Genomic DNA, 14,661 nt, shown 5'->3' with positions numbered 1-14,661 from the left:
TTATTAAAATTACGTGCTGGCAGCGGTCGTTCCCAACGCGTAAAAACTTACTCCGCCACTACCTCCAGCAGCATCGCCTCCATGGTCAGCCCCGGCCCGAAGGCGCAGCTGAGCACCGGTGCGCCCGCGTCGGCGGGGGTGGTGTCGGCCAGCAGTTCGCGCAGCACAAAGAGTACCGTGGTCGACGACATATTGCCGTAGTCGCGCAGCACCTGGTAGGCGTAGCGGTTGTCGTCTTTGCTCAGCTGTAAGGCTTTCTCAATGGCTTCCAGTATTTTGCGCCCGCCGGGGTGCAGCGCAAAGTGCCGGATGTCTTCGCGGCGCACCGGCAAGTCTTGCAGCAGCTCGTTCAGCAACTGCCCGATGCCGCCCTGAATAAGCGCCGGCACGTAGCCCGAGAGCGTCATCTCGAAGCCAAAGTCGCCGATGTGCCAGGCCATGTCTTTGGTGCCCTCGGGCGCGAGGCCGCAGTGGAAGGCGCGCAGCGCCAGGCTGCGGCCGGGCAGCGGCTGCCCCAACACCAGGCAGGCCGCCGCGCCATCGCCAAAAAGCGCGTTGCTCACCAGGTGGTCGGGCTCGTGGCTTTTTTGGAAGTGCAGGGTGCACAGTTCCACGCTCACCACCAGCACCCGGGCGGCGGGGTCGGCCCGCACCAGGCTGTCGGCCAGGCGCAGGGCATTCACGGCCGCGTAGCAGCCCATAAAATTGACGCAGGTGCGGCGTATGGAAGTATTTAATCCTAAAGTAGTTACCAGTTCAATATCCAGCCCCGGCGCGTACATGCCCGTGCAGCTCACCGTGATGAGGTGCGTGAGACTGCCCGGCGCCACATCGGGCGCCTGGCGCAGCGAGTCTTGCACGGCGGCCAGGGCCAGGGGCAGGGCTTCGCGCCGGTAGGCGGCCATGCGCTGGCTCACGCTCGGGAACGGCTCCAGGCCCGGCGTATTCGGAAAGAACTCGTAGTCACCGTGTTCGCGGCCATAATCGGCCAGCACCGAGTGCCGGTGCGCAATGCCCGATACCCGGTACAGTGCCCCCAGCTTGCGCGTGCCGGCCGCGTCCAGTTCCAGCGCCCCGGCCATGAAACCGGCAATGGTGGGCTGGGCTAAGCGGTGGGCAGGAGTAGCGGTGCCGATGGCACCCAGGTAGCTGGGCATTGCGTCTGGTAGTTATGAGGTAGAAATCGGGAGGTGGGCCAGTGGGCCGCGGGCTGCTAGTTACGTAATGGCGGCTGGTTTGGCGGCGGGGAGCAAGTTTCTGGCCGATTTTCCGGAGCTTTTATTCCGGGTAGTGGAATGCTGTCCAGATAATTCATTGATTCATACTAAATTGACGCACTAAGAAGCCTCCTTATAATCAGCTTAAAATTCGGTGCCGTGGGTTTGGCGCATCAGGGCGCGCACGGCGGCGGGCCAGTAGCGCAGGCCGCCCACCACCAGCTCGCTCAGCACTGGCCCGCCAAACAGGCCCTGCACCGCCCGCCCCACCCGCAGCCGCGTGCCAAACTGCTGCTGCCAGGCCCGGGCATAGGCCGCTTCCAGGGCCGGGCGGGGCAGCTCGCCGCGCAAGAAGCGGCTGGCCAGCGGCGCGGCCAGCGCGGCCCCGTGCAGGGCCATGGCCATGCCGTTGCCACACAGCGGCGTGATGAGGCCGGCCGCGTCGCCCACCATCAGCAGGTGCTGCTCCACGGGCTGCTTGGGGGCGAAGGAAATCTCGTTGATAACCTCGGGCTGGGCATACAGGCGCTCGGCGTGGCCCAGAATGTCGGCCAGGCGCGGGTTGCGGGCCAGCACCTCGCCCTCCAGGGCCGCAATGGTGCCGCCGCCCGCCTTGAGATTGGCGCGGGTGGTGAGATAGCAAAAGCACAGCTTGTCGCCTTCAATGGCCGAAATACCCGCGTAGCCGTCCTTAAAGTTGTGCAGCTCAATGATATCGCGCGCAAAGCCGGGCAGGCGCAGGTGGTGTTTCACGCCGAGGTAGGGCGAGCGCTGGTTGAAAAACGGCCGGCCCAGTTGCCGGTCCAGGGCCGCGCGCTTGCCATAGGTGCCCAGTACCAGGCGCGCCCCCAGCTGGCGGCCATCGGCCAGGGTTACCTGGTGCTGGTCGGCGGCGATATCGAACCCCACGTCGGCCACGGTGGCAAAAATAAATTCAACTCCCTGGGCAACAGATTTTTGGTATAAATAATCGTCGAGCTGGTAACGGCTCACGCCGAAGCCGCCCAGGTCGAGCGCGCTACTTAGCACGCGCCCGCCCGGCGACGACAGCCCAAACCGCCCAATGGCCGCCGGGGCCAGCGCCGCCGGGTCGGCCCCCAGCCGGCGCAGGTAGGGCAGCACCTCGTTGCTTACGTACTCGCCGCACACGCGGTGAAACGGGTAGCGGCGGCGCTCCACCACCACCACGCGGTGGCCGCGCCCGGCCAGGTCAAGGGCGGCCGCCAGGCCCGCCAGGCCGCCGCCCAGCACCAGGGCCGCGGGGCTGTGAATAAGAGAGTTATCGGGTAAAGCCACGGGTTGACCGGTAAAAAAACCGCCTTCGAATAATTACACGTATATTAACAAGCTGGTAGCCGTACTTTTGTGAAACCAAAATGCTGGCTCTTCGTTTACTTTCATCACATCCGGCTATTGTGTTCTGGTTGACTATATTATGAAAAAACCCCTACTTTTTGTCTTACTGTGTGTTACGAGTCTGGGCCTGTGCCTAGGGCAGGCCACCCAGGCCCAGGCCGCACCGCCAATTGGCGCGCACCAAACCGTTACCCGCCCTACCCTCGATGATAAAACGCTGGTGGTGTACCCCAACCCCAGCACCGGAATTGTACATTTTACCATCAGTGGCCTCGAAGGCCGGAAGGTAGATGTGAGCATTATCAACGTCATCGGCACGGTGATGTACCGCGAAACCCTCACGGAACTCAACGAGCGCTACACCAAAACGCTGGACCTCAGCCGCTTTGCCAATGGCCTCTACTACGTAAAGCTGGAGGCCGACAACGCCAGCCAGCTGTGCAAGCTCGTTATTCGCTAGATTGATAAATTATTATTAACGAGACTGTTACCAACAGAAAAAGCAGCCCGCTAGGCTGCTTTTTCTGTTTTCAGGCACCAGCGCAAGCTAGTTGGCACCCACAGTGGCAGGGCTCACCATGTTGCGAACGCGGCGGGCAGTGTCGAGGGCGAGCAGGGCAGTCGCCAGGGCGAGGGCCAAAAACAGGTAAAACATAACGGAGAAAAATCAAGTGAAATGAAAAAGTATGCGTCCCGGCCAGTAGCCGGTCCGCACGCTTTTAACCGTTCCTTTTGCGGCAAGGTTACAGCAAGATTCGGGCATTTTGCCCGCCGCCCGCTACGGCAACTGCAAATGCCCGCTCTGAATGAGTCGGTACAGCGTAGAGCGGCCCACGCGCAGGCGGTTGGCGGCGGCTACTACGTCGCCGTTCAGCGCCGAGAGGCTGTCCTGCATAATGGCAATGGTTTGCTCGCGCAGCGACGGAAACGTGAGCGTGGAGCGGCCGCCCGCCGCCGGGTCGGCCGCGCGCGCAGCCGGAGCCGTGCGGAAGGGAATATCGCAGGCTTCAATGTGCTCGCCGTCGGCCAGCACGGTGGCCAGTTCTACCACGGCCTTGAGCTCGCGCACGTTGCCGGGGTAGGCATAGCCCAGCAGGCGCTGGCGCGCCTCGGTGCTAAAGGCCCGCGCGGGCAGCTTGTTGAACTGGCTGAAGGTGCAGGCAAACTCCTGGGCCAGCAGCAGAATGTCGCAGCCTCGGTTGCGCAGCGGGGGCAATTCAATGGGCAGGCCCAGCAGGCGGTAGTACAGGTCCTCGCGGAAACGGCCGGCCTCTACCTCGGCGGCCAGGTTGCGGTGCGTGGCTACCACCAGGCGCACGTCGAAGGGCACCGGCTGGCTGCCGCCCACCCGCGTCACGGCGCGCTCTTGCAGCACGCGCAGCAGCTTGGCTTGCAGCACCAGTTCGAGGTCGGCAATCTCATCCAGAAACAGCGTGCCGCCGTTGGCTTCCTCAAAGCGGCCAATGCGCCGGGCCGAGGCCCCGGTAAAAGCCCCTTTCTCGTGGCCAAATAGCTCGCTCTCCAGCAGCTCGCGCGGAATAGCCGCCATGTTGAGCGCCACAAAGGGCTGCCCGGCCCGGCCCGACTGCGCATGAATGGCCTGCGCCACCAGTTCTTTGCCGGTGCCCGTTTCGCCGCTCACCGATACCGTGATGGTGGTGCGGGCGGCCTTGGCAATAAGCTCGCGCACCTGGTGCATGCTGGCGTGCTGGCCCAGCAGCATGCCGGCCGGGGCCTCCTGCGCATGGGGCGCGGGCGAGGCCCCGGCCGTGGGCTGCCGGGCGGCGGCCAGCGCCTCCCAAATACGCTCGGGGCTGCCCAGGTCCTTTAATAAGTAGTGGTCGATGCCCTGGCTAAGCAGCTCTTCCTCCATCTCGGCGTCGGGCTCACTGGCTAGCACAAAGCAATGGGCCGTGGGCAGGCGCTCGCTCAGCTTGCGCACGAGGCGGCGCGGCAGGCCCTCCGGACCGTCGCCGTCCAGAATGAGCGCGTTGGGCATAGCCGTGGCCGCCGAGCGGTAGGCCAGCGCCAGCGCCACCGTAGTAAAGCGCCGCACCAAGTGGTCGGGGTTCATACTAAGCCGGTGACACAGCCGCGTGACGTAGTGACTGTCGGGTCCAATAAGCCAGATGTGGTAATAGCCGGATGTTTTCATGAATAAAGAAGGCTAGAGCTGGCAATAGCAATTGCTGGCGGAAGAAAGAGCAAAAAATTAGTGGTAAAATTATAAAGTAGCAAATTCTGTCCGTTCAATAAAATTTGTGTAAAATTCCGAGGTAAATATCATACTTGTACTAATTACGGTGAAAAAAGAAGGTTGGATTCTTGTTTTTATGAGAAACCAATTCTTTTTTGGGAGAAACACGTAAAATATAAATTAATATATTTTACTAATAATCAGCAATTTATAAAATTGGCCGACTAATTGGGAGAATAGGGTCATGTCCAACCTTTACTCCTCGGCATCATGCTTCTTCTTGAAATAATCAAAAATGCCCGCGCAACGGGAACGGAGTTGCGGCGGACGGCTTTCCTGGTATTCACGTTGGTATTGCTGCTGCTGGTAGCCCGGGTGCAGGCCCAGACTTCGACAGAAACCGTATTGTATTCGAAAGGAACTCCAGTATTAGCTCAAACGTGTGTTCCCATTTTCGGCTGCTCGAATACAGTAGGGTTACAACTGGGCACTACGAGTAGTATCGCCAACCTGTCACTAGCAGTACGTGTGCCAGTGCCGCTAGTAGGTGTAACCAAGGTGCGGCTGCAACTAAGCGACATCGCCACGGGTGGTTATCGCGCAGGCATGTTGCTTGCCAATGGCAGCACAATTTTAGGCCTGCAGGCATTAGGTGCAGTTACGATACGAACGTACTTAAGTACTTCCAAAACACCAAATGATGCACTGAATAGCGGAACAGTATCAGCAAGCGCAGCACAACTCAAGTTACTAGCCGATACTGGTCAGCCAATGCAGTTGGAGCTTATTACAACTATTGGCAAGGATTTCGACCAGGTTGAGATGGAGTTCGGTTCAGTCTTGAACTTAGGCTCATCTATAGATATCAAGTACGCCTACGGTATTGCGGCTAATCAGTCGCGGACGGTAGCCGGCTACATTTCGCGGGTTGGAGCGGGTACCCAAACCGTAACCGGATGCGCAGCAGCTATTCAAAATGCCGAACGGACGGTAGATGCAGACCTTAACAACTTTGCTACTATGGCTAGCCTTGCTACGGTCAATTGCTCAGCGCAACTTAAAGTAAAGTTGGATGGCACTGCCCCTGGCACATACAAGGCCGGCTTTGTGGTAGGCAATGCTAACAATCTGCTCGACGTAGGCCTGCTGAATAGTGGTATGGTACTGAAAACGTATGATGCGGATGGCATCGAGTTGGAGTCTTCGTCTTTGTCGGCGCTGCTGGGTCTGAACTTGTTGCCGGATGGCCGCTCCTTGGTAAGCTTTCAAGCTACAAAGCCTTTCTCATTCGTGTCGATAGAGCGGACTGGTACCGTTACAGTACTGGATAATATGCAGTTATACTACGGCTTAGGTGTGGCTTCTACTACGGTGATACCTAGAGTATTATCTAATTTTGATGATGGTACCGGTAGATATAAAACTAGCCAGAATGGTATATTGTGTGCCCTCTCGTGTGGCGTGACGAAACCGGAAAATGCTGCTGGTTCAGATAATAACTCGGCTGCTACCATTAACACTCTCGTTGGAGTAGGTAGCTCTACCACGTTGCGCCTCGATTTGAACGGGGCTGGGGCCAACGTAGCCGACCCACCTGGCCGCGCTGGCAACCGTGCTGGGGTAGTAATTGGTAACAGCAGCCTACTGGACGTTAACCTGCTTAATAATGCAACCATAACTACCTATAAGGTAGATGGTACGGTTCTAGAAACGGCAAGGGGTTCTTCGCTACTCTCGCTCAACTTGCTGCCCGATGGCCGCCGTACGGTAAGCTTTAACACGACGCAGGACTTTTACAAAGTAGGTATCACGTTGACCAACTTATTGTCAGTTGCCTCTAACACGGACGTGTATTATGCTTTCGCCGACGACTCCAACGGCCAGATTAACATCATCAACCCCGCCGGCCCGCTGCCCGTATCGCTCACCAGCTTTGCCGTGCGCCGCGTGGCTAGCACCGGGGCCGCCCTGGTTACCTGGGCTACGGCCAGCGAAGTGAACAGCGCCAGCTTTGTAGTAGAGCGCTCAGCCAACCCGATTGATGGCTTTGTAGCCGTGGGCCAGGTGGCCGCCGCTGGTAGCAGCACCACCCCCCGCAGCTACTCGCTGCCCGATAATGGCGCGGCCCTGCAAACGGCAACCCTGTACTACCGCCTGCGCCAGCTCGACGCCGATGGCACGGCCCACCTCTCACCCGTGGCCGTGCTGGCCGCTGGCCTCGTAAAAACCAGCTTCAGCATCTACCCCAACCCCGCTACAGCGGGCACCCAGCAAGTAACCATCAGCGCCACGGCCGACCTGAGCGCCGGCTACTCGGTGAGCGTGTACTCGACCATGGGCCAACTGCTGAGCACCCGCGTGGTGAGCAGCGAAGGCGCCGCCGCCCCGCTCACGGTTTCGACCACCGGGCTGGCTACCGGCGTCTACCACGTGGTGCTGCGCGATGCCACGGGGCAGTCGCTCTCGACCCAGCGCCTGCAAGTAGCTAATTAACAAGAAATTGGACTAAAGCCATACTGAATATAACACCCACTTTCGCCGAGTGAGTTTCTGCAAAAGGTAAAGAAGAAGGCCCCGCTGCTACCAGAGCAACGGGGCCTTTTTCTTTACCTTTTGAGCGTTGTTGCAGCGGGCGCTGGTAGGCCGAACCGGCTAGTCGGCCAGCTCGACCCAGGCGGGGCAGTGGTCCGAGTGCACGGCATCGGGCCAGAGGCCGGCCCCGCGCAGGCGGGGCAGCAGCGCCTGGTCGAGTAGCAGGTGGTCGAGGCGCCAGCCCACGTTGCGGGCCCGCGAGCCGGCCCGGTAGCTCCACCACGAGTAGTGGCCCGGGGCCTCGGGGTGCAGCTGCCGAAACGAGTCGGCGTAGCCATCGGCCAGCATATCCCGAAACCACTGGCGCTCCTCGGGCGTGTAGCCGGGGCTGTTTTGGTTGGCCTTGGGGTTGTGCAGGTCGAGGGGCGTTTGGCAGCAGTTGAAGTCGCCGCCAATCACGAGCGGCGGCACGGCCGCATCGTGCCGCAGCCCGGCCACGTAATCCCGAAACCAGTGCAGCCACGCCACCTTAAACGCCTGGCGCACCTCGCCGCTGGTGCCCGAGGGCATGTAGGTATTCAGCACCGACACGCCCGCAAAATCGAGGCGCAGCACGCGCCCTTCGGCATCATAAAGCGCATTGCCGCAGCCCGTTACCACGGCCAGCGGCTTGACGCGGCTGAAGGTGGCCACGCCGCTGTAGCCGGGCTTTTGGGCGGGGTGCAGGTAGGCGTGGTAGCCCAGCGCGGCTAGGCCACTCACGTCGAGCGCGGCGGTGCCGGCCTTTATTTCCTGCACGCACAGCACATCGGGCTGGGTAGTGGCCACCCAATCGAGCAGCCCCTTGCCCAGCGCCGAGCGCAGGCCATTCAGGTTATACGAAACGATTTTCAAAACCAGATAAGCGTAAAATGCTTAATGACAATTACTTACTGCTCGTCATCCAGCGCGTCGAAATACTCCAGCATGTGCCATTTCAGCATGCGCTCCTGCTCCTTGAGGTTGGCAAAGGGCACGGGGTTCACCAGCTTATAATGCGGCCAGCCTTCCTCGTCTACGTGCGCCAGCTCGTAGTGGCCGCTGAGGCTGAACAACTTGCAGGTGGCAATGTGCATAAGGTCCTGCTTCTGCTCTTTGGTAAAAGCGGCCACGCCCTGGCCCAGCTCCTGCACCCCAATGAGCAGTAGCAGCGCATTGAGGTCGGGCCGCCGCTCGAAGCGCTCGGCCATTGAGGCCAGCAGCTCGTCCCAGCGGCGGTTGAAGTCGGCTTCGCTCTCGTGGGGGGCGGGGGTATCGTTAGTGTTCATGGGGCGGGTTGGGGGCCGATTTGTGGCCGGTGGGGCCGGCGAGGGCTGCTTCGGCGCGCAGCACTTCCCAGTACTCCACGGCGCGGCGAAAGTGCGGAATCACGATGCTGCCCCCAATGAGGTTGGCAATCGAGAACACTTCGAATACTTCCTCGTCGCTGAGGCCTTCTTCCTGGCACTTGCCGAGGTGGTACTTCACGCAGTCGTCGCAGCGCAGCACCAGCGAGCAGGCCAGGCCCAGCATCTCCTTGGTTTTGACGTCGATAGCCCCGGCGGCGTACGTGTTGGTATCGAGGTTGAAGAAGCGCTTGATAACCTTGTTATCGTACGAGAGCACGCGCTCGTTCATGCGCTCGCGGTAGTCGTTGAAGTCGGTGGTTAGAGACACGGGAAGAATTAGGAATTAAGAATTCAAAATTAAAAATTAGCAATCGTTGCTTTGGGGCGAACTTACGGATCACAACCGCTTCGCTCCCGAAATGATACTGCGCCCGCTTCTGGCCGACCTGGCGGCCCTGTTTTTCCCGCGCCCCTGCCTGGCCTGCCGCGCGCCGCTGGTGGCCGGCGAGGCCAACCTCTGCACTACTTGCCGCGCCGAACTGCCCTATACCGACTACCACCTGCTGCCGCCCGAGGCCAACCCGCTGGCCCGGCGCTTCTGGGGCAAGCTGCCCGTGCAGCAAGTGCTTAGCTACCTGCATTTTGTGCGCCACGGCCGGGTGCAGCAGTTGCTGCACCAGCTTAAGTACCAAGGCCAGAGCCAGGTGGGTAGCGCGCTGGGCCAGCTCTACGGGGCCGAGCTACTGGCCGCCGGCCCGGACCTAGACCTGAACTTTGACCTAATCGTGCCGGTGCCGCTGCACCGCCGCAAGCTGGCCCGCCGCGGCTACAACCAAGCCGAAGCCTTCGCCACGGGCCTGGCGGCCGCCTTGCCCTGCCCCAGCGCCGCCCATGCCCTGCGCCGCACCGAGCACACCGCCTCCCAAACCCGCAAAGGCCGCGCCGAGCGTTGGCAAAACGTAGCCACTGTGTTCGAGGTGCCCGACCCCACCGCCGTGGCCGGCCGCCACATCCTGCTGGTCGATGACGTGCTCACCACCGGCGCCACCCTGGAAGCCTGCGGCGCCGCCCTGCTGGCCGCCGGCGCCCGCGCCATCAGCATCGCCACTATCGCCAGCGCATAATCGCAGATTTAGACAGATTACGTTGATTTTGCTCATTCAAAATGCGCTTGCTACATAATAGTAGTAAATAATTGATTAACTGAAGAATAGCCTAAAAAATACGCGCTGCTGATACGATGCCAGCCACAAAAAAGGGCCATTCCGAAGAATGGCCCTTTGCTCACAAAGAAGACGTCTGAATCAGCGAAATCAGCGCAATCTGTCTAAATCTGCGATTATTATTTGTTCGTGCCGGCGTTAATCATCGCGCAGCGGAAGCCGATGGTAGACGTAGCGGAATCCTCGGCCATAAAGCGGCGGGTGCCGGGCGAGAGGTAGTAGGCTACATCGCGCCACGAGCCGCCTTTGTACACGCGCACGTGGTCGTCAATCAGGCTCTGGTAGCCTTTTTTGTCGTATTTGCTGGCATCGTCACCCACGCCGTTGCGGCGGAAGGGGTTCAGGTCTTCCACGTCCTGGTACGAGAGGGGCCGGTACACGTCCTGCACCCACTCGTTTACGTTGCCGGCCATGTTGTAGAGGCCGTAATCGTTGGGAGCGTAGTCGTATACGCCCGAGGTAATCATGGCGCCATCGTTCAGGCTACCCGCGATGCCGGCGTAGTCGCCGCGGCCGCGCTTGAAGTTAGCCAGGAATTTGCCCTGCTCTTTGCCGTAGGGGTTCCGGGTCGAGCGGCCATCCCACGGGTAAATGCGCTTTTCTTCCTGGTTCTCGTTGCCCACTTCCTGGGTGCCAACGAGGGCCTGGGCGGCGTATTCCCACTCAGCCTCGGTGGGGAGGCGGTAGTTGGGCAGCGAGTTGCCGTTTTCGATGGACGCGCCACCCTTGCCATCAGCCAGGGCGCCCGCGTTGGCGGCAGCAGCACCACCTTCGGCGGTGCCAGTGTCACCCTTCTTCTTTTTCTTCTTGAACAAGCCACCGCCGCTGCTTTTGCTGCTGCCGCCTTTGGCCAGGTTCTCGTTTACCTTGGCCGTGCGCCAGGCGCAGAAGCCATCGGCCTGCAGCCAGTTTACGCCCACTACCGGGAAGTAGCGGAAACCAGGGTAGCGTAGGTAGTAAGTCACGTAAGGGTCGTTGAACGACAGGTCGCGTGACCACACCGTGGTGTCGGGCAGGGCCGCCTTGTACTTTTCCTCCGACGAGTCTTTGCGCATGTAGTGCAGGTACTCCAGCCAGTGAATGTTGGCCACCTCGGCCTCATCCATGTAAAACGAGGCGATGGTAACGGTGCGCTCGATGTTGTCGTGCGTGTTAGTCACGTCTTCCTCCTGCGAGCCCAGCACCGTGCGGCCACCCTCGATGTACACGAGGCCCGGGCCAGTGGGGATTTTCTTGAAATCCGACACCTTCATGCCCTCGTCGGTATTGTACTCGATACCAGTCGTTGACGACGCCTTGCCGGGGCTGGTAGCCGTGGGGGTGCCGCCTTTGTTGCAGCTGGCCAGCGCCAGGCTGCCCGCCGCGAGCAGGCCCAAATAGTTAGGGAATTTCATAACAGAGGAATTTGCCGATGGCGCTAATAGATTATGACGAGCAATTTGGTTGCAATATTACAAACAATCAGAAGCTGGGACAAGGAGAAATTGGATAATCGCGGCGTTTGAGGCGACGAAAGGCGCTTTCCAGCTTGTCAAACGCACGCAGGGTGAAAGTTATTTCGTGCGCCCCGCCCAAGTCGCTGGCTAATTGGCTCACGCCCACATCGTAGCTGTAGCCCAGGCGCAAGTCGCCCACCGCAATGCCGGCTACCACGGCCACCACGTGTTGAGTTCCTAAATCGGGGCTGGCGAGGTTGCGGTAAAGCACGCCCAGCGTCACGGGGTCGGCCAGCAGATACGCGCCGGCCTCCGAGCGCTGCGAGCCGCCCTGCCGCGTGTAGCCCACGGTGGGCGTGAGGCTGATTTCGCGCTGCTCGCCCGCGCCGTAGCCCGCCGGCTTCTGAATAAAGAGCTTGTAGCCGGCATTGGCGCTCAGGCGCAGGGGCAGGCTGGTTTGGGTGGTAAAGCCCAAATCGGGGCGGTTGAGATGCTGGCCCGAGGCGCTGAGCCAGAACTGCTCGGCGTAGAGCACGCCGCCCACGCCCACCGTGAGGTAGTTCACGGGCGGGAAGCCGGCCAGGCTCTCGGCCGAGGTACCGGTGTAGGTGCCATCGGCCCCGTACTGGTCGCCGAAGGTGTAGTTATCGTAGCCCACGCGCTGGCGGCCGTAGCCCAGCTGCGCCCCGCCACTCAGGGCCAGCGTGCGGGTGAGGCGGGTGTGGTAGGCATACTGCGCCGTGGCCCCCAGGCGGGTGTAACCCACGGCCCCGGTGCGGTCCTGGTTTATCACTATTCCAAGAGCGTGATGCAATCCGGGCTTCGGAATGCGCCAGTCGGCGGCCAGCTGCACGGTTTGGAAAGTGCCCGCGAGTTGCGGAAACTGGTTGCGGTAGCTGAGCGTGGCGCTGTAGTCGTCCATAATGCCGGCCCAGGCGGGGTTGTCGGCCTGGCGGTTGGCAAAGGCCTGCGAGTAGTACACGTCCTGCGCGCGCGCGGCCATGGCGGCCAGCAGCGCCAGGCCAAGTAAGCTGCTTCTCAGCCAGATAGTGGGCGAAGTGAGCGGCACAGAAACGTCTGTCATGCTGAGTTTGCGAAGCATTCTGACAGGGTTGACGAAGCGTGAGATGAAAAATGCTAGCGATGCGAACCTAACAAGATACTTCGTGAACTCAGTATGACAGACGGGAATTACTTCTTCGTAATCGTGAATTCCACCCGGCGGTTGAAGCGGCGGGTTTCTTCCTGCTCGTTGCTGGCGATGGGCTCGGCGCCGCCCAGGCCCTTTGTACTGAGGCGCTTGGCATCTATCCCCTTGCTAACCAGGTACTTCTTCACGGCCTCTACCCGGTCTTCGCTCAGCTTCACGTTGAGGGCGGGGTCGCCCTGGTTGTCGGTGTGGCCGCCAATGAGGATTTCCACGGTGGGGTAGTCGCGCAGTATTTTCACCAGGCGCAGCAGCTCGGGAAACGAGCTGGGCTGCAGGTAGAACTTGCTCTGGGGGAAGAAGATGTTGTTGAGCTTCACCTTCTGGCCCACCTTAAAGGGCACCATAAACAGGTCCTGGTTTTTCTCCGAGTACTTGTCGGCGGTGGTGGCGTCGAGGCTGGCGTTTTCGGCGATGTAGTCCGGCGACTCGGCGCGGTAGCCGTACTGCACGCCCGCGGGCAGCACAATGGTGTAGGAGCCATCGACGGGCGACGATTCGGTAACGCCGATTTCCTCGCCCGTAATCAGGTTTTCGTAGTGAATGATGGCCCGAACGGGCTTCTTGGTCACGGCGTCTAGCACCTTGCCCTGCACCAGCGTCACCACCTCGGGCTTGAAGGCCGGGGCCAGCGCGATGCGGAAGATGTCCTTCGAGCCGTCGGTGCCATTGCGCGACGACACCAGGTAGGCGTTGTCGCCGGCCGCCGACACCGTGTAGTAGGCATCAAAATCGGGCGAGTTCACCACCGGGCCCAGGTTGCGCGGGGCGCTCCACTTGGTCCAGGTGCTATCGAGGCGCTTCGCGTAAAAAATATCGCTCTTGCCGTAGCCGCCGTGCCCGTCGGAGGCAAAGTACAGCGTCTTGTTATCGGAAGCCAGGAAGGGCGCAAAGTCGGCGCCCGGCGTGTTGATGTTCGGCCCCAGGCTAATGGGCTTGCCCCACTCGGTGACGCGCTTGGGGTCGGGCTGCTCGCCCACCGGAATGGGCTTCGGGAAGCTCACAAAAATATCCTGGCCGCCCTGGCCCTCGGGGCGCTCCACGGCCATGAGCAGGGCCTTGCCCGAGGTAGCCAGGTAGCCATCGACGTGCTCGGGGTCTTTGTTTATAAAGTTGTCAATCTGCACTTTAAGCGGTACGCTCCAGCCGCCCGGCGAGTGCCGACTCGTGCTAAAGCCCTTAGGCTCCATAAAGCCATCGACGTATATGCCGGTGAGCAGCGCCACCTGCCCGTTGGCCGATACCGAGGCCAGGCCGTTGGGGTCTTCGGGGCCGTTGGGCGGGGTACCCAGGTTTTTGGCCAGGCTCCAGGTCTGGTTTTTGCCGCTCGTCAGCTTCGAGTACCAGATGTCCTGCGGGTCGCGGCCGCCGCCCCGGTTGCCGGGGTGAAACTGCCGGGCGAAGAACATGGTGCGGCCGTCGGGCGAAATCACGGGGTGCGTGTCCACGTAGCGGCTGTTGATGTTAGGGCCCAGGTTTTTGAGGGTCGAGTCCATCTGCACCGTTTCCACGCCCGTGGAGGTCGGGTTCTTAAAATCCTGCTTCACAATCTGCACGTCCACGTTGGCTACGCCAATGGCATCCAGCTGGTTAACGCCGTCTACCTTGGCCGCGTTCAGGGTCACGCGCACGCCCACGGTGCGGTACTTTTCGGGCTTAAACTTGACTTGCAGCGTGCGGTAGGGGTCCGGAATGGGCCCCGGGTTGGGGTTGCTGTACACCTGGTGGCGCTCGCCTTTGATGTCAATCAGCTCAATCTTGGTAATTGCCCCGGGGTTAAAGTTCTCAATAACCGTAACTTGCTGTGCCAGAATGCTTTTGATAAAGCGCACCTCAATAAACTCGTTCGAGCCGTCTTTGCCCGGGCTCCAGGCCTCGTTGCTGAGTTGGCCCAGGGGCTGGGCGTTGGGCTCGCCCAGCGCTTTATCGGGGGCGTAGGGCTCCTTGAGCTTGGCTTTTTGGGAAGAAACCTCCTCTATCTTGCTGCCCCACAGCACTGATTGGCCGTGGGCGGCGGAAGCAACCAACAAACCAGCCGCGAGGGCCGGCATAAAAAACAGCGCCGAATTCAGGTTCATAGCGTAAACGAAAGCCAGTCGCAGAAAAGCACCGGAAAATACTAAAAA

At 60.6% G+C, this 14,661-nt stretch carries 12 protein-coding genes; 3 read left to right on the top strand and 9 right to left on the bottom strand.

Annotated features, from left to right (window positions below; all coding sequences use genetic code 11):
- Positions 1 to 47 precede the first annotated feature (47 nt).
- Both QMK33_RS04315 and QMK33_RS04310 read right to left on the bottom strand, forming a co-directional pair.
- Positions 48 to 1,157: a type III polyketide synthase gene (locus QMK33_RS04315; protein WP_283563326.1), complete on the bottom strand. Its 1,110-nt coding sequence runs from the start codon at positions 1,155 to 1,157 to the stop codon at positions 48 to 50.
- Between the two features lie 204 nt (positions 1,158 to 1,361).
- Entirely contained in the window at positions 1,362 to 2,513 is a 1,152-nt protein-coding gene (locus tag QMK33_RS04310) for an NAD(P)/FAD-dependent oxidoreductase (RefSeq protein ID WP_283563325.1), read from the bottom strand.
- A gap of 139 nt (positions 2,514 to 2,652) precedes the next feature.
- On the opposite strand from QMK33_RS04310, the gene QMK33_RS04305 reads away from it, so the two are divergent.
- Positions 2,653 to 3,033: a T9SS type A sorting domain-containing protein gene (locus QMK33_RS04305; protein ID WP_283563324.1), complete on the top strand. Its 381-nt coding sequence runs from the start codon at positions 2,653 to 2,655 to the stop codon at positions 3,031 to 3,033.
- A gap of 318 nt (positions 3,034 to 3,351) precedes the next feature.
- On the opposite strand, the gene QMK33_RS04300 is transcribed toward QMK33_RS04305, so the two are convergent.
- Positions 3,352 to 4,728 carry a sigma-54 interaction domain-containing protein gene (locus tag QMK33_RS04300; protein ID WP_283563323.1) on the bottom strand — a complete coding sequence of 459 codons (1,377 nt, stop codon included), beginning with the start codon at positions 4,726 to 4,728 and terminating at the stop codon, positions 3,352 to 3,354.
- Between the two features lie 1,503 nt (positions 4,729 to 6,231).
- Between QMK33_RS04300 and QMK33_RS04295 the strand changes: the two genes are divergently transcribed.
- Entirely contained in the window at positions 6,232 to 7,263 is a 1,032-nt protein-coding gene (locus QMK33_RS04295; RefSeq protein ID WP_283563322.1) for a T9SS type A sorting domain-containing protein, read from the top strand.
- Between the two features lie 159 nt (positions 7,264 to 7,422).
- On the opposite strand, the gene QMK33_RS04290 is transcribed toward QMK33_RS04295, so the two are convergent.
- The 3 genes from QMK33_RS04290 to QMK33_RS04280 are packed head-to-tail and all read right to left on the bottom strand — an operon-like array spanning position 7,423 to position 8,958.
- Positions 7,423 to 8,196 carry an exodeoxyribonuclease III gene (locus tag QMK33_RS04290; protein ID WP_283563321.1) on the bottom strand — a complete coding sequence of 258 codons (774 nt, stop codon included), beginning with the start codon at positions 8,194 to 8,196 and terminating at the stop codon, positions 7,423 to 7,425.
- A 35-nt stretch (positions 8,197 to 8,231) separates the two neighbouring features.
- Complete coding sequence (locus QMK33_RS04285) at positions 8,232 to 8,609, bottom strand: hypothetical protein (RefSeq protein ID WP_283563320.1); 378 nt, start codon at positions 8,607 to 8,609, stop codon at positions 8,232 to 8,234.
- Positions 8,599 to 8,958 carry a carboxymuconolactone decarboxylase family protein gene (locus tag QMK33_RS04280; RefSeq protein WP_502867045.1) on the bottom strand — a complete coding sequence of 120 codons (360 nt, stop codon included), beginning with the start codon at positions 8,956 to 8,958 and terminating at the stop codon, positions 8,599 to 8,601. Before QMK33_RS04280 ends, QMK33_RS04285 begins: the two co-directional genes overlap by 11 nt.
- Positions 8,959 to 9,088: 130 nt before the next feature.
- Here QMK33_RS04280 and QMK33_RS04275 point away from each other — a divergent pair, with 130 nt between their 5' ends.
- Positions 9,089 to 9,793 carry a ComF family protein gene (locus QMK33_RS04275; RefSeq protein WP_283563318.1) on the top strand — a complete coding sequence of 235 codons (705 nt, stop codon included), beginning with the start codon at positions 9,089 to 9,091 and terminating at the stop codon, positions 9,791 to 9,793.
- Positions 9,794 to 10,011: 218 nt separating this feature from the next.
- Here QMK33_RS04275 and QMK33_RS04270 read toward each other — a convergent pair whose 3' ends face one another.
- From QMK33_RS04270 to QMK33_RS04260, 3 genes are all read right to left on the bottom strand, one after another.
- Positions 10,012 to 11,286 carry an SUMF1/EgtB/PvdO family nonheme iron enzyme gene (locus QMK33_RS04270; RefSeq protein WP_283563317.1) on the bottom strand — a complete coding sequence of 425 codons (1,275 nt, stop codon included), beginning with the start codon at positions 11,284 to 11,286 and terminating at the stop codon, positions 10,012 to 10,014.
- Positions 11,287 to 11,353: 67 nt separating this feature from the next.
- Positions 11,354 to 12,412: a PorP/SprF family type IX secretion system membrane protein gene (locus tag QMK33_RS04265; RefSeq protein WP_283563315.1), complete on the bottom strand. Its 1,059-nt coding sequence runs from the start codon at positions 12,410 to 12,412 to the stop codon at positions 11,354 to 11,356.
- 107 nt (positions 12,413 to 12,519) lie between these two features.
- Positions 12,520 to 14,613 carry an OmpA family protein gene (locus QMK33_RS04260; RefSeq protein ID WP_283563314.1) on the bottom strand — a complete coding sequence of 698 codons (2,094 nt, stop codon included), beginning with the start codon at positions 14,611 to 14,613 and terminating at the stop codon, positions 12,520 to 12,522.
- Positions 14,614 to 14,661 lie beyond the last annotated feature (48 nt).

This window comes from Hymenobacter sp. H14-R3 (assembly GCF_030063445.1).
GTDB lineage: Bacteria > Bacteroidota > Bacteroidia > Cytophagales > Hymenobacteraceae > Hymenobacter.
The sequence above is the reverse complement of the archived record's forward strand: the minus strand, read 5'-3'. Positions and strand labels throughout refer to the sequence as shown.